The sequence below is a fragment of the Cyclobacterium xiamenense genome (assembly GCF_900109255.1).
Taxonomy (GTDB): Bacteria; Bacteroidota; Bacteroidia; order Cytophagales; family Cyclobacteriaceae; genus Cyclobacterium; species Cyclobacterium xiamenense.
Genome location: NZ_FNZH01000002.1, coordinates 991,252 through 1,014,291 on the forward strand (window position 1 = coordinate 991,252; position 23,040 = coordinate 1,014,291).

At 49.2% G+C, this 23,040-nt stretch carries 14 protein-coding genes; 12 read left to right on the forward strand and 2 right to left on the reverse strand.

Translation table 11 applies throughout. The features are described from left to right. Positions 1-121: 121 nt before the first annotated feature. On the forward strand, positions 122-538 hold the full coding sequence (locus BMW71_RS08925) for a DoxX family protein (RefSeq protein ID WP_092172337.1): 417 nt from the start codon (positions 122-124) through the stop codon (positions 536-538). Here BMW71_RS08925 and recF read toward each other — a convergent pair. Then, positions 535-1,647, reverse strand: coding sequence for a DNA replication/repair protein RecF (gene recF, locus BMW71_RS08930; protein ID WP_092172340.1), 1,113 nt, complete (start codon positions 1,645-1,647; stop codon positions 535-537). The two genes, BMW71_RS08925 and recF, sit on opposite strands and share 4 nt — an antisense overlap. Before the next feature lie 104 nt (positions 1,648-1,751). Between recF and pdhA the strand changes: the two genes are divergently transcribed. Together pdhA and BMW71_RS08940 are read left to right on the forward strand one after the other, a co-directional pair. Next, positions 1,752-2,774, forward strand: a complete 1,023-nt coding sequence (gene pdhA, locus BMW71_RS08935) for a pyruvate dehydrogenase (acetyl-transferring) E1 component subunit alpha (RefSeq protein WP_092172824.1) — start codon at positions 1,752-1,754, stop codon at positions 2,772-2,774. 136 nt (positions 2,775-2,910) lie between these two features. Next, a complete protein-coding gene (locus tag BMW71_RS08940) occupies positions 2,911-3,300 on the forward strand; it encodes a globin domain-containing protein (RefSeq protein ID WP_092172343.1) in 390 nt (129 codons plus the stop codon). Positions 3,301-3,321: 21 nt separating this feature from the next. Here the strand turns inward: BMW71_RS08940 and BMW71_RS08945 are convergent, their stop codons facing one another. Continuing rightward, positions 3,322-5,616, reverse strand: coding sequence for an alpha-L-fucosidase (locus BMW71_RS08945; protein WP_177179594.1), 2,295 nt, complete (start codon positions 5,614-5,616; stop codon positions 3,322-3,324). 241 nt (positions 5,617-5,857) lie between these two features. Between BMW71_RS08945 and BMW71_RS08950 the strand changes: the two genes are divergently transcribed. From BMW71_RS08950 to BMW71_RS08990, 9 genes are all read left to right on the forward strand, one after another. Then, positions 5,858-7,504 (forward strand): tetratricopeptide repeat protein, encoded by a 1,647-nt coding sequence (locus BMW71_RS08950; RefSeq protein ID WP_092172349.1) that lies wholly within the window; start codon positions 5,858-5,860, stop codon positions 7,502-7,504. A 192-nt stretch (positions 7,505-7,696) separates the two neighbouring features. Further along, positions 7,697-8,785: a phytase gene (locus tag BMW71_RS08955; protein WP_092172351.1), complete on the forward strand. Its 1,089-nt coding sequence runs from the start codon at positions 7,697-7,699 to the stop codon at positions 8,783-8,785. A gap of 6 nt (positions 8,786-8,791) precedes the next feature. Beyond that, a complete protein-coding gene (locus BMW71_RS08960; RefSeq protein WP_092172354.1) occupies positions 8,792-11,560 on the forward strand; it encodes a TonB-dependent receptor in 2,769 nt (922 codons plus the stop codon). 322 nt (positions 11,561-11,882) lie between these two features. Then, positions 11,883-13,487 carry a purple acid phosphatase family protein gene (locus tag BMW71_RS08965; protein WP_177179595.1) on the forward strand — a complete coding sequence of 535 codons (1,605 nt, stop codon included), beginning with the start codon at positions 11,883-11,885 and terminating at the stop codon, positions 13,485-13,487. Positions 13,488-13,979: 492 nt separating this feature from the next. Further along, positions 13,980-17,060: a SusC/RagA family TonB-linked outer membrane protein gene (locus tag BMW71_RS08970; protein ID WP_092172360.1), complete on the forward strand. Its 3,081-nt coding sequence runs from the start codon at positions 13,980-13,982 to the stop codon at positions 17,058-17,060. Positions 17,061-17,149: 89 nt separating this feature from the next. After that, positions 17,150-18,850: a RagB/SusD family nutrient uptake outer membrane protein gene (locus BMW71_RS08975; RefSeq protein WP_317041135.1), complete on the forward strand. Its 1,701-nt coding sequence runs from the start codon at positions 17,150-17,152 to the stop codon at positions 18,848-18,850. A gap of 268 nt (positions 18,851-19,118) precedes the next feature. Next, positions 19,119-20,900 (forward strand): tetratricopeptide repeat protein, encoded by a 1,782-nt coding sequence (locus BMW71_RS08980; protein WP_092172366.1) that lies wholly within the window; start codon positions 19,119-19,121, stop codon positions 20,898-20,900. A gap of 6 nt (positions 20,901-20,906) precedes the next feature. Beyond that, positions 20,907-22,133, forward strand: coding sequence for an MFS transporter (locus tag BMW71_RS08985; RefSeq protein ID WP_092172369.1), 1,227 nt, complete (start codon positions 20,907-20,909; stop codon positions 22,131-22,133). 100 nt (positions 22,134-22,233) lie between these two features. Further along, positions 22,234-22,854 carry a CatB-related O-acetyltransferase gene (locus BMW71_RS08990; RefSeq protein WP_092172372.1) on the forward strand — a complete coding sequence of 207 codons (621 nt, stop codon included), beginning with the start codon at positions 22,234-22,236 and terminating at the stop codon, positions 22,852-22,854. Positions 22,855-23,040 lie beyond the last annotated feature (186 nt).

The window sequence follows — 23,040 nt, forward strand, 5'->3', positions numbered from 1 at the left end:
AGGATGCAAGCGGCATACAGAGGAATGCCATTCAACCATGCGACCCGCCTTCCGGTAGGCAGGAATCTCGCAATTCTGATTGGGGCTGGCTAAGTGGCCATAAAAAACAACTTAAAAACAGATGAAGCGAATTGTTTTTTTTCATACACCAATAGGCGCAGACCTTGCATTATTGTTATTGCGGGTAGGTACTTCCGTGATGCTACTGACCCACGGATGGTCCAAGATAACCAACTTCAGCGATCGGCTAAACAGTTTTGCCGATCCGATTGGGTTGGGTTCGGCGGTATCCTTGCAACTGGTCATCTTTGCCGAATTTTTTTGTGCCATCTTTCTGATACTGGGATTTATGAGCCGGATTTTTCTTGTCCCCATGATTATTAACATGGCCGTTATCGCTTTCGTGGTACACGGAAGCGACCCGTTTGGTCAGCAGGAAAAGGCCTTGATGTATTTGCTGGTATTTGTGGTGCTGATGCTAACCGGCCCAGGTAAGTTTTCCCTGGACGGGCAGATTTTGAAGCGACGCCGGTATTAGCCCATTTCCCGATTCGCTATGGTCCCCGACTTGATGGTAAAAAATGTGGCGGCTGGCTGAATCGTCTGAAGGATTTCTTTGGATCGTTCCGGCCGTGCGTCGGTAATAAAAAGCTGTCCGAATTCTTTTTTTGCAACCCTTGCCATAAGATGGAAAATCCGCTGATCGTCGAGTTTATCGAAGATATCATCCAGTAGCAGAATAGGCTTGGTCCCTTTAAGGTCCTTAAAGATAAAGAATTGCGCCAGTTTGAGACTGATCAAAAACGACTTTTTTTGCCCTTGTGAGCCGTATTTTTTGATGGGATAGTTGTTCAGCTGAAAGACAAAGTCATCCTTATGAATGCCCATGCTTGTTCGCTTAAGGGTCAGGTCCTGATTAATGGAGGCCTCGAACCTTGTGTCAAAATCCGGTTCACCGACCTGACTTTTGTAGCCAATTCCCACCGTTTCCCGGGCTCCGGATATAGCCGCGTAGTGATCCAGAAAGTAGGGATTGAACGCTTCGAGAAAGCGTTGGCGTAGGGCGTGAATTTCGGAGGATAGTTGAATCAACCGGTGATTATAGGGGCTCAGCTGCAACCGGTCGGGCCGTTTTTCTTCGGCCAATCGCTTCAATAAAGCGTTTCGTTGTTTTAAGTAGTGTTGGTACCGGATTAGCAGCTGCAGGTAATGGCTGTCGGTCTGGCAAATCATGCCGTCAAAAAACTTTCTTCGTTCTTCGCTGCCTCCGGTGATGATCTGTGTATCGTCCGGCGCGATCATGACCAATGGGAGCAAGCCGATGTGTTCGCTCAGGCGATCGTGGGGTTTTCCGTTTACCTCCAGTCGTTTTTTTTTATTGCTTTCAAAAGCACAAGTCACCGACAGGGTTTTATTTTCCCGCTCGAAGACTGCTTTTAGCGTAAAGAAACTGCCTTGGTGCCGGATATGGTGGCTATCCAGGGGTAAAAAGGCACTTTTGGTTAGGCAAAGGTAGTGGATGGCATCAAGCAGATTGGTTTTTCCAGCGCCGTTTTCCCCAAAAAAGCAATTGACTTCCGCATTGAATTCCAATTGTTCCCGTTCGTAATTCTTAAATTGGATCAGTTCTAAGTTTTTCAGGTGCATGAGGGATTCAACGGATGTTTTTTACTATTTTCGCAAACGGGCGCAAAATTGCGTTGATTTCATTATATTTGAGGCCAAAGTTAGCATATTTTATAGAATACGGTATGGCAAAGAAGAGTTCAACTACGAGTAAATCTAAAGCAAAATATTCCAAGGAAACCTACACTTATTGGTTCGAAAGCATGTTGCTCATGAGGCGTTTTGAAGAGAAAGCCGGACAATTGTATGGACAGCAGAAAATCCGTGGATTTTGTCACCTTTACATAGGCCAGGAAGCCTGCGCCGCTGGAGCCATCACGGCTCTTGAGAAAGACGATAAATGGATCACGGCCTACCGCTGTCACGCGCAGCCGTTGGGGCTGGGAACGGATCCCGGTGCGGTAATGGCTGAGCTTTTTGGAAAGGAAACCGGCACCACCAAAGGCAAAGGTGGATCCATGCACATATTCGATAAATCGAAGAATTTTGCCGGAGGGCACGCCATCGTTGGTGCACAGATTCCCATGGGATTGGGTATCGCATTTGCCGAAAAGTACAAGGGTACAAAAAATGTTTGCATTTGCTATATGGGGGACGGTGCGGTGCGTCAGGGAGCCTTTCACGAGGCATTGAATCTGGCCATGCTGTTTAAATCTCCGGTGATATTCGCAATCGAAAACAACGGGTATGCCATGGGTACCTCGGTAAAACGCTCCTCCAATGTGGACGAGTTATACACCCTGGGTGAATCGTATGATATCCCCTCCTTTCCGGTAGACGCCATGAATGTGGAGGAAGTGCACGAAGCGGTGAAAGAAGCAGCCGATCGCGCCAGAAAAGGAGATGGCCCAACCTTGTTGGAATTCCGTACCTACCGTTACAAAGGACACTCCATGTCCGATCCGCAAAAATACCGGACCAAAGAAGAGGTGGAGGAGTACAAGCAGCGCGACCCGGTGGAGCAGGTGAAAGCCACCATCCTCGACAACAAAATTCTATCGGAAGACGAGATCAAAGAAATAGAAGCCAAGGTGAAGAAGCAGGTAGCCGATGCGGTGAAATTTGCCGAAGAATCCCCCTGGCCGAAAGGAGAGGACGCCTTCAAAGACGTGTACGTCGAAGACGACTATCCATTTGTTCGAGATTAGACGTCTTGCATTCCACCGATTACTAAGGCCACTCGTATACGCGGGTGGCTTTTTGTTTACCTGGGTGCAGACCAGTTCAATCCCTGCTCGAAGTACTTTTCTTCGGTAGAAGCGCCGTTTTTTCTATCTTTGCCCCATGTCAGCCCCGCTTTCCGTCTATACCCTACTGGGTGAAGAAAAAATTCACCAACTCGTGGACCATTTTTACGAGGAGGTGGAGCGTACACCCGACCTGAGAAAATTGTATCCAAAAGACCTGGAACCTGCCCGGCAGCGCTTGTATTGGTTTTTGCTTCATGTCTTTGGAGGGCCGGCTACCTATTTGGAAAAAAGGGGGCACCCCATGTTGCGTAGAAGGCATTTTCAATGGGCCATTGACCCGGAAATGCGTGATCGATGGCTAGGCTGCATGGGGAAGGCTTTGGATCAGATCCCAATGGAAGCGGAAGCACGAGAAGCCATGTCTACTTATTTCTATCGGGCCGCACAACATATGGTAAACCGGCATCCGCCGGAAGGTGGCTAAGCGGTGCCCTGCCCAGCCTGCTTAAAAATCCGGGCCATACACCGCAAAACGTTCCAACGCTAAATTAGGGCTGTCACCCGATACACGGAGCCGCAGCCGGTCGGTGGTGACCGGAGCGAAATACTGGATACGCTTTCGTCCAATGGTCTCTCCGCTGGCAACAGGCTGCCAATGCCCATCGAGCCAGGCTTCCAGGGTATATTGCCGGATATGCTGTCCTTTTTCCAACACTTCTTCCAGTTCCAGCAGGTCAACCGCTGTGCGTTGGGTCAAGGATAAGGTTATCTCGGAGGTGGGGTGCATTTTGGAAGAAGTCACCGCAAGCGGATTGGCGAACGTGCTTAGGATGGACGTACCAAATTTTTCCAGAAGTTTTACCTCTGCCTCGGGGATGCGGCCGCTGTCGTTCGGGGTCATGTTTACGAGCAGATTGGCCCCTCTGCCGATTGACTCCAGATAGGCCTTCATCAGGTAGGAGGAATCTTTTAGGGTATGGTCCGAATTGGCTCTCCAAAACCAGGTAGAGCGGGTGTGCAGGTTGGCTTCTGCTGGAATGTAGCCGGCATTTTGCGGCCCTACCCATTTTGCCAGCCCTTCTCCCGGTTTTACAACATTATCCAAGGGGTAGGGTGCCCAGCCTTGTTCGCTTCCGGACCAGCGCACATCCGGTTTGGTGCCTCCCATGATGACGGCCTTGGGTTGCAGATGCCGGACCATTGCCTGAATGGCATCGCCATAGGAAGTGCCCAGGGGAATCCCGGTAACCGGGTTCGTTACATCCCACCCGAACGGATCGTAGGCACCATCAAACCAGAGGTAAGAAATTTCCCCGTACCCAGTCAAAAGTTCGCGCAATTGCTCCAGGAAAACCGGGAAATAGCGGTGAACATCCCCCCGGATCACTCGTTCACCTTGGGGATCCGGGCTACTGGTGCAACCGAAATGGGTGTCCCCTCCTGAGAGGTACAGTCCGACTTTCATACCGTATTTTCTGCAAGCATTCACGAATTCTGCGACCACATCGCCGCTACCCCCTTTCCAGGGGCTGTTTTTCACCGAATAGTCCGTGGTTTTAGTTGGCCAAAGGCAAAAGCCATTGTGGTGTTTGGCGGTAAGTACGATATGTTTGGCACCAAAGGATTGGGCTGTTTTTACCCATTGTTCGGCGTTCAGTTGTGCCGGATTGAAGCGCATGGCCTCCGGTACGATCATCATGTCTGCTTCCGCGTAGGTGGCGAGACCGAAATGAATAAAGGCGCCCAATTGCCTTTCCTGATAGGCCAATTGCTGGGGAGTGGGTAGGACTTGAAGGTTCTCGGAAGAGGAATCGATGCCTTTCGCTGGTTTTTTCGGTGCCAGTAAGACAGGCAGCCAGTTGCCCTGCGGTTTCGGGGGCTCTGCGTCGATTGTGCCGGCCTCATCAAAAAAATGCACAAATAGTTCTTCGGGTGTGCCAGGAAAGGTGGCCCACTGTAAATCGCCCGCAGTGGTCTGGTCGCTACCCGTGAAATACAGAACAGTCTGCCCCTTGAAATAGCACAATTCCACATCAGAGGCATTGCTTTCCGCGATGGAGGGATCGATTAAGGGAATGTTTTTGTGGCCAGGATCAAAGGTAACAAAGGGCCGGTCTTCCGGTGCATCTTCCCAATGAATCAGGTCCTGGGAGCGGGTAATGTGCGTTTCGTAGCCAGGTTTCAGGGATTTCAGGTATAGCGTATAGTACCATCCGTTTTCGTAGTACAGGGCAGGCCCGCCTACGTACTTATCTGTGCCATAAATGGCTTCCGGAATTTCCTGCCAGTTTTTCAGGTCTGCGGACCTGACATAGCGAAAGGTAAAGGGAGTCCATTGGGGATCGCTGGTTTCGTAGAGGAGGATGAAGTCGTTCTTGCCCCGGCAGACGGCCGTATTGAAAAAATATTCCTCCGGATTTGCCCGAAGGATGGTCTCGGGTTTGGTCCATTCGTTCAGGTCGGCTGAACTGGTGACGACGATTTCCGTGATTTTCCGCCAGGGTTTGCCTTCTCCATAGTAGCCGGCAAACACGTACACCCGGTCCTCCCAGGTCAGCACGGTCCCGAAGGCATGGTTTTTCAGAGGCACGGAAACGATTTCGTTGGTGGCAAGATCCCGGATGCGTACCTCGTCTTCCTGAAAGTGGTCTCCCGGTTTGGCCCCGGGGATGTCCCAAAAGCGTTGGTTGTTTTCCAGCAGGTAGAGCTTTTCCTTGAATACGAAGGGCGAGGTTTCCACCAGTGGAGATCCCAGCCGCCCCTGCTTTTGGATAGGGTTTTGCCAGGTGGTTTGGGCCATTGGTTGGTGGCAATAAAGAAAAAATACAATGCAGGCAATGCGTTGAAAAGAAGGCATGGTATGGATGATGCAATTTTAGGTCAACGGTAACCAGGGATCAATATACAACATTTACTGTTTTTATCGGAAAATTTAAACTTCCCGGCGTTGAACTGGCGCGCAAAGCCCGGTCTTCGGTTTACCTTCCAGTTGGAGAACGTTACTTTACAAAAAGACAAAACTCCGGTCACAATAACGTTACATGAGCGAAGTATCTTGTAAGATGGTTCGTTTTGTGAAAGTATGCTGTCTCATTGCTTGCTTCATCCCATTGGGAAGCGTGTTTGGACAAAATCCGGCCGATGGTTTGGATCGGCTACAACGGCTTTTCGAGACCAATCCCAGGAAAGCCTATCAGGAGCTTTCGGATTTCCTGGGGCAAAATCCGCCCCTTAGCTTAGCCGAACAAGCCGAAGCCACTTTTTTGGAGGGGCAACTCTTGATGGAATTTGGCTTGTACAACGAAGCAACGACGAAGTTTTACGAAGCGGAAAGGCTTTTTAAAATGATGGCTTGCACCGCTTGTCTGGCGAACGTCTACAACCAAATTGGGAAGCTGTATTACAAAACGAAAAGCCTTTCAGAAGCGCTACAGCGGCACAAAGCCGCGCTTCACTTGTACGAGGAGGAGCAGGATATACAGGGAATGGCCCGGTCCAAAGGGCTAATCGGATCGATGTATGAGAAGTCGGGCGACTACACGCAGGCACTGATTTATCAAAACGATGCCATCAAGCTGATTCGAGGTAGCGGTGATTCGACTGACTTGAGCACTCTGTTCGAAAACGTTGGGAGCATCTACGAGGATCTGGAAAAATACGATTCAGCAGAGCGTTATTTCCAGTTGGCCTATGCGCTAAACATCGCCATGGGAAACAAGTTGAACATGCCGGGGAATATCAATAACCTGGGGGATACGCGGAGAAAAACCAATCGGGCCGGGGAATCACTTTCGTATTACGAGGAGGCTATCCGGATAAGTCAGGAGCTTGGAAACAACTATTTGGAACGAAGTGCTACGGTGGACCTGGGTAAGGCGTATGCGGCATTGGGGGATTTTGAGAAGGCTTATGAACAGTTGGCCAAAGCCCGCAAGTTGAGTGAAACGATTTTTTCTGAAGAAGCTGCACGGCAGCTGGCCACACAGGAGTTTCACTATGAAATCAAAGAAAAACAGCAGAAAATAGCCCATTTGGAAGGTATTCATGTTTTCGAAACCCGAATTCGTTGGCTTTTAATGATGCTAATTTTGACGCTATTGGGACTTGGATGGGGCCTGATCTCCCGGCAGCGGCTGAAAATACGCGCCACAAAGAGTACCCTCAGAAAGCAAGAGGAACTCCTGGAAATCAACGAACGCTTGATTCAGACCGAGAAGGAAAACATCAATCTCCTGGAGGCAAGAATGGCTGCCGAGGTGGGAGCCCAGCAGAAGGCGTTGTCTGCCCAAACCCTTCACGTGATCGAGAAAAATGAAATACTCAAAGAAATCCAATCGAAATTGAAGGTTGCCCTGGAGCAAGATCCCAAGGACCAACGAAAGAAACTTCGAAACCTCATGAAACAAATCGACGCGAACCTGGGACAAGACAGCGACTGGGAAAGCTTCAAGCATACCTTCGAAAACGTGCATCAGGATTTCTTAAAAAACCTCAACTGCCGGAACCCAGCGCTCACCACGGGAGATGTCAAACTTGCCTGCCTGATGAAGATGAACTTGAGCAGCAGGGAAATCGCCGCAACGCTGGGAATCTCCATGGAAAGCCTGCGGATTTCCAGGTACAGGCTCCGAAAGCGTTTGCAGCTTTCAGAGGGCAGGGACCTGCAGCATTACCTTCACTGTTTATGATTCAAGATTTCTTAATCTTAGGGTAATACTTTTTAACAGTTTAAAAATCAATGCATTGCACTATTTTTTTTTAAAACTGTTTCGGTTTTGTTAACGGTTTTCATTGGGTAGCGGCGCTGCATTCTTAACCGTTAATTTCCTTTTTTATTCGCCGCTTTTCCGAATCTTGTAGGGTCAAAAAAAAGGTGAATCATGCTTAAAAAACGTACGTACTATTTCTCATTTTTTATTCTGTCGGGACTCGTTGCTTGTGAAGGGACTACCCAGAAAGGCGATGAATCAGCGGAAACTACTACCGAAATCATCCAACCGCTTTACGTGAGTGACCCGGTCATCCACGATACCGACGATCCCGCTATATGGATCAATTCATCAAATCCGGATCAAAGTCTCATCATCGGGACCGACAAAGATTCCATCGGTGCCTTATACGTGTTTGATCTGAGGGGAAAAGTCATCGACAGTCTGGTCAGGCGCGGTATTCAACGCCCCAACAATGTGGATGTGGGTTACGGGTTGCCGCTGGGTAGGGATACGGTGGATTTTGCCATCACGGGCGAACGCTTGACCTCACGCGTTCGCTTTTACTCGCTTCCCGACATGCAGGAAATCAACCCCGGAGGATTGGAGGTCTATGCGGGAGAAACTGGCGAAGAATACCGCGACCTGATGGGGATTGCTGTGTACCAAAGCCCCAAATCCGGCAAAACCTATATCATCGCAGGCCGAAAAAACGGACCGACAGATGGGACGTACCTCTGGCAATACGAAGTGCAGGGAGCGGAGGGCGAGGTATCGCTTGAGCTGGTGCGAAAATTCGGGAATTTTTCCGGAAAGAAAGAAATCGAAGCCATTGCCGTGGATCAGGAGCTGGGCTATATCTATTATTCCGATGAGGGTGCAGGAGTAAGAAAGTACCATGCGGAGCCACAGATGGGAAACGAGGAGTTGGCCCTTTTTGCTACCGAAGGATTTACGGATGATCACGAGGGAATCTCCATTTACAAATCCTCTGCTACGGAAGGCTACCTGTTGGTTTCCGACCAGGGAGCCAATCTCTTTCACGCATTTCCACGAGAAGGAAGTGATAAGGGGCCGCACGATCATCCTCTCCTGGTTAAAATCCCTTTGAGTACCCTTTCCAGTGATGGCAACGATGTCACGGCCGTAAACATGGGAGGAGATTTTTCAAAAGGACTGTTTGTCGCCATGTCGGATGACAAGACCTTCCAGATTTATTCCTGGGAACAACTCGAAAAGTTTATCAACCAACAACAATAAGCAATCATGAAAAAACACCTACGTTTATTTTCTTCCCTTTTGCTCTTTTTCCTGCTGGCAGGAAATGCATGGGCACAAGGAGTCTTGAAAGGACGAGTGATCGATGCGGAGAATCTTTCGCTGCCAGGAGCCAATGTGGTATTGACCGGCACCAATTACGGGACCATTTCGGACCAGAAAGGGGACTTTTCCATATCCAACCTGCCGGAAGGGTCGTATGAAGTCAGTGTATCCTACCTGGGGTACGGACAGCTTTCCCAACCTGTGGAAATTCAAACAGGGCGTACAACCACGCTGAATTTCAGAATGGATCAGACGGCGCTGGATGCAGCAGAATTTATTGTATTTGGTGACCGGCTGAAGGGGCAGGCCAAGGCACTGAATCAGCAAAAAAACAATGCCAATATCACCAATATCGTCTCTTCTGACCAGATCGGGCGCTTTCCCGATGCCAACGTTGGCGATGCACTGAAGCGTATTCCGGGCATTACCATGCAAAATGATCAGGGAGAGGCGCGCGATATCATCATTCGTGGAATGGCTCCGCAGTTAAACTCCGTGACGCTAAACGGGGAGCGAATCCCGTCCGCGGAAGGTGACAACCGAAATATTCAAATGGACCTGATTCCTTCGGATATGATCCAAACGATCGAAGTTAATAAGGCGGTATTGCCGAGCATGGATGCCGATGCCATCGGAGGTTCGGTCAATTTGGTAACCCGTCAGGCACCGAATAATTTGAGAATATCTGGTACCGCTGCAAGCGGAATCAACTTGCTTTCCAATAAGCCCATTTGGACCGGGGGATTGGTTTTGGGAGACCGCTTCCTGGATGACAAATTGGGCATGATCCTTTCTGGCTCCTACAACAACCACAACTTTGGCTCAGACAATGTCGAGGCTGTTTGGTACAATTCAGATAACGGCGTGGCACTGGAAGAATTTGACATCCGAAAATACCTGGTGCAGCGTGTCCGAAGATCCATAAACCTTGCAACCGATTTTAGAATCAATGACAACAACCAACTGTTTCTATCCGGGATGTATAACCACCGGGATGATTGGGAAAACCGATTCCGAATGCGCGTTGGAAGGTTAGATGATTCCTTTGATGACGGAGATTTTACCGAGAGTGCTCCCAATGTATTCCAGACCAAAGGGAGGGTGCAATACCAGACCAAAGGAGGCATAGACGGTGGGAGAGTCGGTAACCGAAGACTTGAAGATCAGCGGGTTTATAACATGAGCCTGGGAGGAAATCATTTATTTAACAGACTTAAAATGGACTGGAGCGCCACCTATGCCCGCGCATCCGAAGAGCGTCCGAATGAGCGTTACATCTCCTACAGGTCCTCCAACCAGGACGTATTCGTAGATTTAACCAATCCCGAATTCCCGAACGTTAATTTATCCAATCCTCAGGATAATTTAGGTATAGGATTTCAAGAGATTTCGGAGGAAAACCAGTTTACCTTTGACCGGGATTTGAATGCCAGATTGGACTTTAAATTGCCCTACACCGACAAAGGAATCTTACAATTCGGCTTGCGCTACAGGGGCAAACGAAAGGAGCGTCAGAATGACTTCTTTGAATTTGAGCCAGTGGATGAAGACAGCTTTGGAGCAAGCATCGGATCCGTCCCAAACAGAGACTACTCGGATCCCAACTACCTGGCTGGATCCCAATATCAGGCAGGATACTTTGCGACACCTGAATTTCTTGGTGGATTAAATCTGGGGAATTCCAGCCTTTTTGATGGCACCGACTTGCCAGAGGAGTATGCACCCGGAAACTACACCGCTAATGAAAACATCACGGCGGCCTATGCGATGGCTGACCATCAGTTTTCGGAAAGGTTTTCGGCTATTGCAGGTCTTCGGGTAGAAAATACGGCCATTGACTACCGGGGAAATAGCTTTAATATCGATGAAGAAACCATCAGTCCCACCGCTGGCGAACAGAACTACACCAACGTGTTGCCAGGCCTTCATTTGAAATACGATGCCGATGCCAATACCGTTCTCCGGTTTGCCTGGACCAATACAATTGCCCGGCCTAATTATTTTGACCTGGTGCCCTACGCAGAGTTTAGCCCGGATGACGAGGAATTGGCCCGGGGAAATCCAAACTTGCGGGCAACCACGTCTATGAATTTTGATTTTATGGCGGAGCGGTATTATTCCAGTGTCGGTATCCTATCTGCGGGTGCCTTTTATAAGGACATTGATGATTTTATTTACACGATTACTACCCAAGGATACAATGATCCTGTTTTTGGCTCAAATCTAGAATACTCCAGACCAGAAAACGGCGGTACGGCCAGTGTATACGGACTTGAAGCATCCTTTCAGCGACAAATATGGAGAGGCCTGGGGATTTACCTGAACTATACGTATACCCGGTCGTCCACCACAGGAATAGAGGGAAGAGACAACGATGACCTGGTGTTGCCAGGTACGGCTGAGAACATGTTCAACGCTTCGCTATCCTACGAAACGGACAAATTGGTACTGCGACTGGCGCTTAACTACGCCTCCGATTACCTGGATGAATTGGGCGGGGAAGGCTTTGAAGACCGGTATTACGATCGACAGGTTTTTCTGGATGCGAACGCTTCCTATGCCATCACACCAAAATGGCGACTCTTTGCCGAGGGGAACAACCTCACCAACCAGCCTTTACGCTACTACCAGGGAATCCGATCACGCACGATGCAAATGGAATACTACAACGCCCGGTTTAATTTCGGGCTGAAGTTTGACCTGTTTGAATAAGTGAACATTGGATCCAAATGAGAGGGGCCGCCCAGTCAAGTAGGGCGGCCTTTTTTTTGGATGCTGGCCTTTTTGCCAGCCGCCAAACCATAAAACCAGTAAGGGTATTCATTTTTTATTTATATTCAGGGAACGCGAACGTGAGAAACCAGTGCCAAGGATCACACCAATGAAAAATCTCCTTTATTTAATATTTGTTTTTCTTTGTTTTACGAGCGCAACCGCCCAGGAAATCAGGTGGGAAAGGTGGTTTTGGCCAAATAGGGGGCTGCCTCGAAATGCCAATAGCCCCCTATTTCAAGACTCTCTTAGCCTGCGGCCTTTGAAGCTGTTTCACGAACCTCAGGTTTTTCCCCTGGTGAACCAACCGGCCAGTGCGGCGTATAGCATTGATTTACACGGATTCCTGGATACGGAGCAGCCCTGGATCATCGAGTTTTGGTTGCTTAATCACGTCAATCAGCCCATCGGTTTTGAAGTGTTTTTGGACCAGCGCCCCCTTCTCGCCAATTGGAACAAAAAATGGCTGTTGCCCGGTTTCGAGGAGCCACAGCGGTTTTGGGACAAGTACTTTACCCACCTCGTTTTGGCGACTGGGGAAAATGATCTGAAGATCTACGAAAATGGAAACCTACTCTTTCAAGGAGAAAAAGCCAGGGGTGAATCCTTATTGCTGCGTTCCTACTTACAGGAAGAGCCCTATATGAAGTTGGACCACTGGGTAAAACACCTGGCAATTTTCTCCGGGCAGATGCCTGAAAACTGGGCAAGCGAGCGATTTGCGCGGCACCAGTTCTGGAAAAGAGAAGGCGTTCGCGTCCCCGGTAAATTTCATTTCCTGGCAGAACCCTACCTCTACGTCCCCGGCCCGAGCCAAATGCAAATCACTTTTGAATTGGATCGAAAAGCAGCCGTGAAATTGTTCCTTGGTGAAGCCATCCGGTCATTGGAGGCCTTCGAGCTATCCCCCGAACAGGAGAATCGCTACCATGTGCAATTGAATGATCTGAAACCCAATACTCCGTATTTTTACGAGATCCAGGCAGCCGATGACCAAGGAAACGTCCTGAAAAGTGGACCGTTGACGTTTCGAACGGCTCCGGAGAAGAACTCACCGATTCTGGTAGGACTGGTGTCCGATACCGAATCCCGCCCCCAAATCAACGAGCAAATTGGCCTGCAGCTTTGGGAGGAACGGGTAGACGCGGTGGTGCATCTGGGGGACATGACCGATGGAGGTAACGAACCGGAGAAATGGCAATGGACCCAGGAATTTTTTCCAGGCACCTCGGCGCTCTTCTCGAGAATTCCGAACATCCCGGCAGCGGGAAATGGGGAAGGTGACCTTTTTTGGTATACCGCCTATCATCCGCAAGCGAATGCGTTAGGCTGTTACAGCACCGAATACGGGTCGGCGACATTTTTTGTACTCAACTCCAACCAACCCGATGAACTCAAAAAAGGAGGTGCCCAATACGAATGGCTGAAAGAGGGACTTTCCCGTTCGAATAGCCCCTGGAAATTTGTAATGATGCACCATGCTCCCTATTCCATGGATGAGGATGACTACGGGAATACCTGGCAGGGAAAAGGAACCTACGGGGATAGGCGTTTTCAGCCGCTCTTGAGGTTGTTGGAGGATTTTGAGGTAGATATGGTGTTTTTTGGGCATTTACATACCTACATGCGCAGCTTTCCGCTTTACCTGGATCAAGTAGATGTAGAGAGGGGAATTACCTACGTACAGGTAGGTGGAATGGGGGGTAATCTGGAAGATTTTGCGCCGAATCGGGTGCCGTTTTCTGCTAAAACCTTCCGTGGGTTTCACTACGGTACCCTTGCTATCACCGACGGTAGGCTCGAACTTCGCATGCATGCAGCAGATGGAAAATTGGTTGATCTGCTTGAAATCCGAAAGCGCAACTAACGGGAAATCTTGATTAGCTTCCCCCTCCCTCTCTTTTATTCCACTTTCTAAAATAAGAGTAAAACGCCGCATGTTTTACTAATTGGACACCGCCAACTTTTTCCACAGCTAATTGGTACTTTGCCCGGCGGTGAAACCGTTCCCAACCGGATCAAATGATGGTTGATCACACAAGCTGAAAGGTTAAATTACCCTGGCTGGAATAGGTATTCCCAGACGTTGCCTTTTTCCTACATGCGGGCCGAGCCGAAGGTCGAACGCACCTGATAGTACCATTTTTTTATAACGGTAAGGTGATCATTTTTTTACGTTTCGATTATACTTTTCTGCCGACTATTATGTTTTGTTTAATTCGTATTTCTGAAGGCTAACCCATGCCACACCGCATCATCGTTTGGCCTACTTTTGCCGCTGGGTAACAAACGTACCAGTGCCCATTACCTTTTAAATCAGCTAGGTAACAGTCTATTAATCAACCAACACCAACGTTTTATGGATTTACGAGTACACGTATCAAAACTCCGCTATGCCGCCGCATGTTCTATCCTCTGGGCGGGTTTAGCTACCAGCCCTGTCCCACTCAAAGCAGCAGCTTTAGGGACCGAAATAGAAACAAAGAGGTCCAAAGTTGACCAGGAAATCCTGCTCCAGTCAATTAGCGGAACAGTGACCGACGAAACCGGTATGCCATTACCGGGAGCCACCATTTTGATAAAAGGCGCCAACACCGGAACCGTCACGGATCTGGACGGTAAATTTTCCCTGGATGTACCCGAGGACGCTATTCTCCAGGTTTCCTACGTGGGCTACCTGCAAAAGGAAGTTGCCGTCGATGGGCAGTCCATCCTGGAAATTCAATTAGAGCCGGACGCTACTCAGCTGGAAGAACTGGTCGTGGTAGGCTATGGTACACAGAAGCGTTCGGATGTGACCGGTGCCATTGGTTCCGTGAAAAGTGAGGACTTTAACCGGGGCGTGATCACCAATCCGGTGGATTTGCTACAAGGGAAGATCGCAGGGGTAAACATCACCTCAACCAGTGGGGAGCCGGGTGCCAACCAAAACGTGATCATCCGGGGCATCGGGAGTTTGCGGTCCGGCACGCAACCGCTGTATGTGTTGGATGGATTTCTTCTCGATAATTCCGATACCGGCATCGCTTCTAATCCGCTTAATTTCCTAAATCCAAACGATATTGAAAGCATCGATGTCTTGAAGGATGCAAGTGCCACGGCAATGTACGGCTCTCGGGCTTCAAATGGGGTAGTGGTCATCACCACCAAAAAAGGCAAGTCCGGATCGTCTCAGGTAAACCTGTCTGCCTCAACCGCCTGGTCGTCTATGGCCAGGCAAATCGATGTTTTCGGTGCGGATGAATTTCGTCGACAAGTGCAGGCCGTTGGGGGCGCCTTGGAGGATTTTGGAGGAAATACCAACTGGCAGGATGAACTGACTCAGGTGGGCCTTTCGCAGGACTATAACCTGTCCATGAGTGGAGCCAATACCGAGCGATTCTCTTATTTTGCCTCATTAGGCTACCAGAAACAGGAAGGTATATTAAAGAACAGTGAGCTTACGCGTTATTCGGGGAAGCTGAACATGAATCAAAAGGCTTTTGAGGGACGGTTGATCGTAGACTACAACCTGACGGCCTCCTTTACCGAAAACCTACGGCCGGCTATCGGTTCCATTTCCAGCGACATGCTGTATTTGAATCCCACCATCCCTGCCTACACGAATGGGGAACCCACACTGCTGAATACCAATGCCCTCAACCCCCTGAAGCGAAACGAGCTCTACAGCGATGACGCGGCAAACAACCGAATTTTGGGTACAATAGCTCCCTCTTTCGAAATCTTAGACGGACTTACCTACAAGATGAATCTGGGGGTGGATTATTCCAATACGGCCCGGTACATCCAATACCGGCCCTTCACAGAGGTGGTAAACGAATCCAATGTCTCGGATGGTACCCTGGACGAACTGATCACCGCCAACACCAACAGCCTTATAGAGAATACGCTGACCTACAACTGGAACGATTACCAGCACAATTTCACGGTACTGGCCGGACATTCCTACCAGATTTTTTTAGATGAATTCAGGAGAACTTCCTCCAGGGGCTTTGCTGCAAACAACATTGACCCGCGCTATCAGGACCACAACAGTACCAGCGAGTTTCCAACGACGGTCAACGCTGCGGCTACCGAAAATGAATTGCAATCCTTTTTTGGCCGGGTGAATTATACCTTCGATGATAAGTACCTCTTTACAGCCACCTTCCGTGCGGACGGTTCTTCCAAATTCGGGGATAACAACAAATACGGCTACTTCCCTTCGTTCGCCCTGGGATGGAATTTGAGTCGGGAGGATTTTATGGCCAACTCGGGTTTCGACAACTTGAAACTCCGCACAAGCTGGGGTCAAACAGGCAACCAGGAGATTCCTTCCAAGATCACCAAAGCTAGTTTTTCCGAAGACCGACTGGCTACTGGTGCAGGTAGTCTCAGTACCTACCCAATTGACACCGACGGTACTACCCTGGATAGCTATCCGTATGGGATTGTCTTCACCCGATTGGCTAACCCAAACCTACAGTGGGAAGTATCCACCCAGTTTGATATCGGGTTTGACTTTGCACTTCTCGATAATCGCCTAAGCGGTACGGTGGATTATTTCAACAAGGTGTCTTCCAATATCTTGCTGGAAGTCGTTCCTGCGGATCCGATACAGCCTACTTCCACGTTTTGGGACAATATCGACAACATGAAAATCGCGAACAGCGGCGTAGAATTGGCCTTAAATTACAGCAGTGGGGCGGGTCAGGGCTTTTCTTACGACATCGGAGGCAACGTTACCTTTATCCAAAACGAAGTCCGGGACTCTCCGTATTCGGTCTTGACCACAGGAGCGGCTCAAGGCGCCGGACAGACAGGCGCGACCATCAACGGCTACATCAACAACCAGCCTATTGGTGCATTTTACATGCTGCAGTTTGACGGGATCGGGGAAGACGGGCTAAACCGGTTTGTGGATACCAACGGAGACGGAGAAATCCTGGACAACGACCGAGTGGTAGTAGGAAGTGCGATTCCAAAGATCATCTATGGATTCAACACCAATCTCCGATACCGAAATTTTGATCTTGGTTTGAACTTCAACGGAGCAGCTGGAAACAAGATCTACAATCACACGACGATGTCCCTTTTCACCAAGGCCCAGCTTTCCCGCTCCAATAACACAACCGATTTTGCGGTACAGTTTCCGGAAGAGTCCTTCAATAACTCGAATACGGTATCGACCCGTTTTCTGGAAAACGGTGCCTTTTTCAGGCTAAACAACGCCTCGTTAGGGTACACGGTGAACCCAACCCGACTGGGAATAGGCAATGCTTTCCAGGCCATCCGGCTTTCCCTGACTGGCCAGAACCTGTTTGTTATTACGGATTATACAGGATTTGACCCGGAGGTCAATACAGGGGCGACCACCGCCGGAATTCAAACCTTCGGGATCGACCGATTTACCTATCCCAGGGCGCGAACGTTTATGGTTAACCTCAACCTAACCTTTTAAAACACCTGGAAACAGGTAGTTAAATCTCAAAAATTAAGCATCAGATGAAGACGATACGTTTAAGAATTTTAGTACCAACCGCAGCTTTTTTGCTAGCATTTCTAAGCTGCACCAACCTGGATGAACAAATCCTCGATGAATCCCTGACCGGCACCGGACAGGCGGAGATTGTCAGCGGTTCCATCGCTCCGGTATACGGCATGCTGCGTCAGGTTTGGCTGCATACAGTCAATTTTGGACTTCAGGAGGTCGCTTCCGACGAGGGGATTCTTCCCTACCGGGGCGGGACAGACTGGTTCGACGGTGGCAAATTCATAGCCGTCCACCAGCACCTGATGACACCGAGCAATAGCCTGGTGGGGGATGCCTGGAGGTTTATTACCCTTACCTTGTCACGGGCAGTAGCCGCAGAAGAGCAATTGCGCCTGGAAGTGGAAAATGGCAACAACAACGCTCAAAATCCTTTGTACGAAATGATTGCCATGAAGGCCTATCTGAACATGCTGGCGATGGACAATTGGGGCCTTGTGTTCCGAAAGGATGCCTCTGATCAACAGTCGATCATCCTTAGGAGACAAGAGGCTTTTGATTACCTCGAATCCGAACTCCTATCCGTAGTCAATGTGATCGGTAACAGCAGCGGTCCCGGTCGGATGAATAAGTTTGCCGTGGAGGCCTTGTTGGCTCGCTTGTATCTGAATGCGGCGGTGTACCGCGATCCGTACGGTACGCCGGATTTTAGATCGGAGGATATGGACAAAGTTATCCAGTACACCACCAATATCATCAACGGGCCTTACTCCCTATCACCGGAGTATTTTGCCTTGTTTAACGACGATAACAATACCAATCCAGAGATTATATTTTCTCTGGACCAGCGGGGAGTACTTCAAACAGAACATAGCAGATGGCAGTATTGGTCGATCTCAGGAGACCTTACTCCCCGACCGGAATTCCCAAATACCCGGGGTACCGACGCCGTCGCAGCCACTCCTGATTTTATTCAAACGTGGGTGGATGCTTATGGGGACGTAGACCCCGCAGAAGCGGATGCTCGGTTTTTCCAGGAAAACACGCTTATCCCAGAAAACCTAAGGGATTTGACCGGCGTAAACCCAACGAATGATGCTGACCACTACTATTGTGTGGACGCAGAAGAATTTGAAATTAATCGCGGGTTTCTTAGAGGGGTCATTTGGGGTCCGAGAAAAGATGAAAGTGGAAACATCCTGACCTGTGAAGACGGAAAGATACGGGTTTACCCGGTAATCAACCGAAGAAGCAGCGGAGCAAATATCCGGTATGTGGACCATACCTTCCAGGTAGATTTTACCAACGAAGGCAGCCTTCACAATACTGGTCACCGCTTCTCCAAATACCAATTCAGCCGAACCGCACCCAATTGCTGTACCAACAGTAGCGTGGACATTGTGTTGATCCGACTGGGAGAAATCTACCTGATGCGAGCCGAGGCCAAATTGCGCAAGGGAGACAATACCGCCGCTCTCGCCGATGTGAATACCTTGCGAACTTCCAGAAATGCCCGCCCTGCTCAGACACCTGCTCCCCTGAGCGCGATTGATCTGGATATCCTCTTCCGGGAGTCGGGCTTTGAACTTTATTGGGAAGGGCTTCGACGGGTCTATCAGATCCGGTATGGAAAATACGAGGACAGCTGGACGGAAAAAACCGACAGCGACCCGAACAAACGCCTGTTTCCCATCCCCCAACGCGCCATTGACGGAGCTTCCAATGAAGAAGGATTCCTGGTTCAAAACCCGGGGTATTGATCGCATTTCGGTTTGATAGCTAGCAAAAGCCGGTGGGGGATTCCTCACCGGCTTTTTTCCATCAGCATTTTTCTAACCGACTCACCACCCACTCCTTGGAAAAGCGGCGATCCTCCGCTTATTCCTTTGAAATGATGGCCTGCTTTTTTCTCCACTGTTGTAATTAGCGGGGTAAGAGTATTCCCATTTATCGGGGAAGTCTTATCTTAGTGCTGGTATTTGGCCAAGTTTTATTTGCCAAAACTTGTTTCGGTGCAACAAAAAATTGATGAATCAGCGCTCCATAGCCGTACTTCCCTTTGACAACCTTAGCCCAGACCCGGAAAACGAATACTTTTCCGACGGCATGGCCGAGGAAATTATCTATGCCCTCAGCAAAATCAACGGACTTAAAGTAATCGCCCGTACTTCTTCTTTTGCATTCAAGGGGCAAAAAGAGGATGTACGAATCATTGGAAACAAACTGGGCGTCGCGACGGTCATCGAAGGGAGCATCCGAAAATCCGGAGATCGTGTGCGGATTGCGGTGCAACTGATCCGAACGGACAACGGATTTCAAATCTGGTCCGAAACCTTTGACCGTACGTTGAAGGATATTTTCGAACTGCAGGATGAAATCAGCATCCTGGTAGCAGATCGAATGCGGGAAAATTTTGGACACATGGAGATCAGGGACAGCCTGGTTTCTACCAAAACCAGCAACCCGGAGGCATACGATCTTTTTCTGAAAGCAAGCCATCACTTCAAGCGAAAGGATCTTGTCGATGTGAAAGAAGCCTTGGTTTTGTTCACCAGGGCCACGGAGCTGGACCCCAATTTCACAGAGGCATATGCCTATATCGGTGAAACCTATCTACACCATGCGGGCTTCAATCTGATCTCTGCAAAAGAAGGCTTTCAAAAATCACGGGAATATGCCCAGAAAGCCCTGGCGATCCACCCAAACGACATGCGCGCGCACAAGGTTATGGCCTACGTACACCTCTTTCACGACTGGAATTGGGAGGCAGCCATTCAATCCTATAACGAGGCGGTAGCCGCGGGATTGAGCAATGAGATCGATTTTATTACCAACTATTACATTTTTATCCAGAAGGATTACGATCTGGCCATTGCCGTCGCCAAAGAAAATCAATCCCGGGATCCCCTCCACATCATTAGCTACTGGTGGCTGGGACTCTGCTATTACCTGTCCGGAAGGTTTGAGGATGCCCTGCCGGCTTTTGAAGAAAGCCTTCGCATCGAGCCCAATTTCAGCGAGGCCCTTCGCTGGAAAGGGTTGGTATTGGGGTATCTGGGGAGGTTTGAAGAAGCCTTTGAGACCCTTGATAGGGCGATCGCATTGACGAACGGGGAAGGCTTGGTCAAGCTGGATGTGATGACGGTAAAAGTACTCAGTGGAGAGATTGATGGGGTGCTTGAGGAATTGGAAAACAGTCACTACATTGATCCCTGCGATCCAGCGGCCTTGTACAGCCTGATGAATCGACCCGATGAAGCCATTCATTTTCTTCAAAAAGGCCTGGAGGAAAAATCAAGTATGATGGTCAGCCTGAAATATTGGTGGGTTTGGGACAATATCAGAGAGGACGAGCGCTTTCAGGAGATTTACCGTCAGATGAATTTTCAGGATCATAAGGCCCATCGACAGCATCCCTCCAATCAACAACTCGTCATCACCCAATCCAGTCAAATGGGGGAAGAAGAATGCGCGCATTTCCTTCAATCCCTGCGAGAAAAAATGACCCTGGAGGAAGTGGTAACGGATACCAACCTTACGCTTCGCTCTTTGGCTGAGCAGATAGCGCTGCATCCCAACAAGCTTTCCTGGCTAATCAACATGAAGCTGGGCCAAAACTTCAACGATTTTGTTAACTCCCATCGCCTAAAAGTATTTCAAACCAAAGCCCTGGAGACTAAAAACGCCCACATCACCTTGCTGGGATTGGCTTATGAAAGTGGATTCACCTCCAAATCCGTTTTCAATGAGTTTTTTAAAAAATCCACGGGGTTAACGCCCAAAGCCTGGGTAAAAACCCATCGAAACTGAGTTTTCATGGCCAAAAAGGAAGCTTTTTCTTCGTACCAATCCTTTGTCATTCTGGGAATAGCGGGCCTACTTTTTACCGTCGTGCTGGATTACATGTTGCTTCCTGCCTTGAGCAGCACTTTACTCGACCAACTCCACCTCAGTACACAGGAATTTGGTCTGATTGCCTCTGCCTACGCAGTAAGTGCCGGAATTTCTGCCCTCCTCGCCTCCGGGTATGCCGATCGATTTGACCGAAAATCCATTCTTTTAGTTTTTTATACCGGGTTTTTGCTGGGGATCTTGCTTTGCGCTTTGGCACCTGGCTTTTCCGCACTTCTGGTAGCCAGAGTCATTACAGGTGCCTTCGGAGGGGTGATGGCTTCGATTTGCTACGCAATGGTGGCCGATTTGTTTTCCCTTGCCCAACGGGGGCGGGCCGTGGGATGGATTCAAATGGCTTTTGCTGCCAGTCTGGTGATTGGCCTTCCTTTGTCCCTGTTCATTGCAATTTCTTTTTCCTGGCAAATGGCGTATGGAATGATAGCCGGCATAGGAGTTATTGCACTTTTACTAGTCGTCTTTCTTATTCGCCCGCTGGAAAAATCCTCGCCCGAATCGTCCTCTCCCTGGAATCACCTTTTTTCGAACCTTAAAAATCCCTCCTATTGGACAGTATATGGCGCCAACACATTGATCGTGGGTGGAGATGTGATTTTTATGACTTTCAATGCCGCCTTTCTCACCAATAATCTGGGAATAGCTGACAGTCAACTGCCCTATGTGTACGGTGCAATCGGCCTCACCAGCCTGTTAGCAGCACCGGCCCTGGGGAAACTAGCCGATCGATTTGGAAAATGGCCCGTATTCGTTTCGGGTACGCTAATCGCCATAGCTGCAGTAGCGGTTTATGCCTGGGGAGGCATTCAAACCTTCGAATGGGTACTCGGTATCCACGTGGGATTATTTTTGGGAGTGAATGCCCGCATGGTTGCTGCCACGGCATTAGCTACGGCAGTTCCCAGAACGTCCGACCGCGGAGCTTTTCTGGCGATAGATGCTTCCATTCAGCAATTGGCAGGAGGCTTAGCAGCAGCGATTGCAGGCTGGATTACTTTTCAGGCGTTGGATGGACGACTGCTCCATTATCCCCAGATCGGTACGTTGGTCGTAGTTTTGATGCTTTTATCTACGGGGATGATCTTTTTGGTGAATGCCCGGGTTGAAGCCAACCCTTATTCGGAATCGGATTGACCGAATAAATGTGTCTACCAAAACGTCCGAAATCATACACCCGGACGATTTGTCCGTTGGTATCCGCGACTTTTGATTTCTACTAAATAAAGATCAAACCATGAGCGGACCAGATAAAGACCAGGCCTTCCCTTTAGCAGCCTATGAGCGCCTTTGCTTTTTAAAGAATGTGATCAAGAATCCTCAAATCCACGTAGGCGACTATACCTATTACCATGACTTCGAGGATGTTCACCATTTTGAAAAAAATGTCAAATACCTCTTTGATTTCGTGGGGGACCGATTGATTATCGGTAAATTTTGCATGATTGCCTCGGATGTGACCTTCATTATGAACGGAGCCAATCACCTTTCTAAATCGATTTCCTCCTTTCCTTTTGCCATTTTCGGAAAAGGATGGGAAAAAGCCATGGAAGGGAAAAGCTACCCTAATAAGGGAGATACAAGGATCGGGAATGACGTGTGGATAGGCTTTGGAGCCACCATCATGCCAGGAGTCCAAATCGGAGACGGCGCCATCCTTGCCAGTAAGTCGGTAGTCACCAAAGACGTCGATCCCTATACCGTAGTGGGAGGCAACCCAGCCCGGGAAATAAAAAAGCGTTTTTCTACGGAAAGAATTGAACAGCTCTTGGCGTTGAAATGGTGGGATTGGCCAATCGAGCGAATCACCCAGCATGCACAGCAGTTGACCGGAGAGCAAGTCGATTCGCTTCTTTGATGGGCGTGAATCTACTACCTCCTGGCTCAATCGGCCGTAGGGATCCACTCTCCTATGGGCATATCTTTCGGTACCCCTACTCCAATTGCCTGTTTTTTAAATCCCACTTTACTTCAACGTTCGGGATTTCACCAAGACGTCCCGAATCATAAATCAAGACGACTGGCGGCTTGCTCCGGCCTACCT

Coding starts and splice junctions, on each gene's coding strand:
- BMW71_RS08925 (WP_092172337.1), top strand. CDS start 122: ATGAAGCGAATTGTTTTTTTTCATACACCAATAGGCGCAGACCTTGCA.
- pdhA (WP_092172824.1), top strand. CDS start 1,752: ATGGCAAAGAAGAGTTCAACTACGAGTAAATCTAAAGCAAAATATTCC.
- BMW71_RS08950 (WP_092172349.1), top strand. CDS start 5,858: ATGAGCGAAGTATCTTGTAAGATGGTTCGTTTTGTGAAAGTATGCTGT.
- BMW71_RS08960 (WP_092172354.1), top strand. CDS start 8,792: ATGAAAAAACACCTACGTTTATTTTCTTCCCTTTTGCTCTTTTTCCTG.
- BMW71_RS08955 (WP_092172351.1), top strand. CDS start 7,697: ATGCTTAAAAAACGTACGTACTATTTCTCATTTTTTATTCTGTCGGGA.
- BMW71_RS08980 (WP_092172366.1), top strand. CDS start 19,119: ATGAATCAGCGCTCCATAGCCGTACTTCCCTTTGACAACCTTAGCCCA.
- BMW71_RS08940 (WP_092172343.1), top strand. CDS start 2,911: ATGTCAGCCCCGCTTTCCGTCTATACCCTACTGGGTGAAGAAAAAATT.
- BMW71_RS08970 (WP_092172360.1), top strand. CDS start 13,980: ATGGATTTACGAGTACACGTATCAAAACTCCGCTATGCCGCCGCATGT.
- BMW71_RS08990 (WP_092172372.1), top strand. CDS start 22,234: ATGAGCGGACCAGATAAAGACCAGGCCTTCCCTTTAGCAGCCTATGAG.
- BMW71_RS08945 (WP_177179594.1), bottom strand. CDS start 5,616: ATGGCCCAAACCACCTGGCAAAACCCTATCCAAAAGCAGGGGCGGCTG.
- BMW71_RS08985 (WP_092172369.1), top strand. CDS start 20,907: ATGGCCAAAAAGGAAGCTTTTTCTTCGTACCAATCCTTTGTCATTCTG.
- recF (WP_092172340.1), bottom strand. CDS start 1,647: ATGCACCTGAAAAACTTAGAACTGATCCAATTTAAGAATTACGAACGG.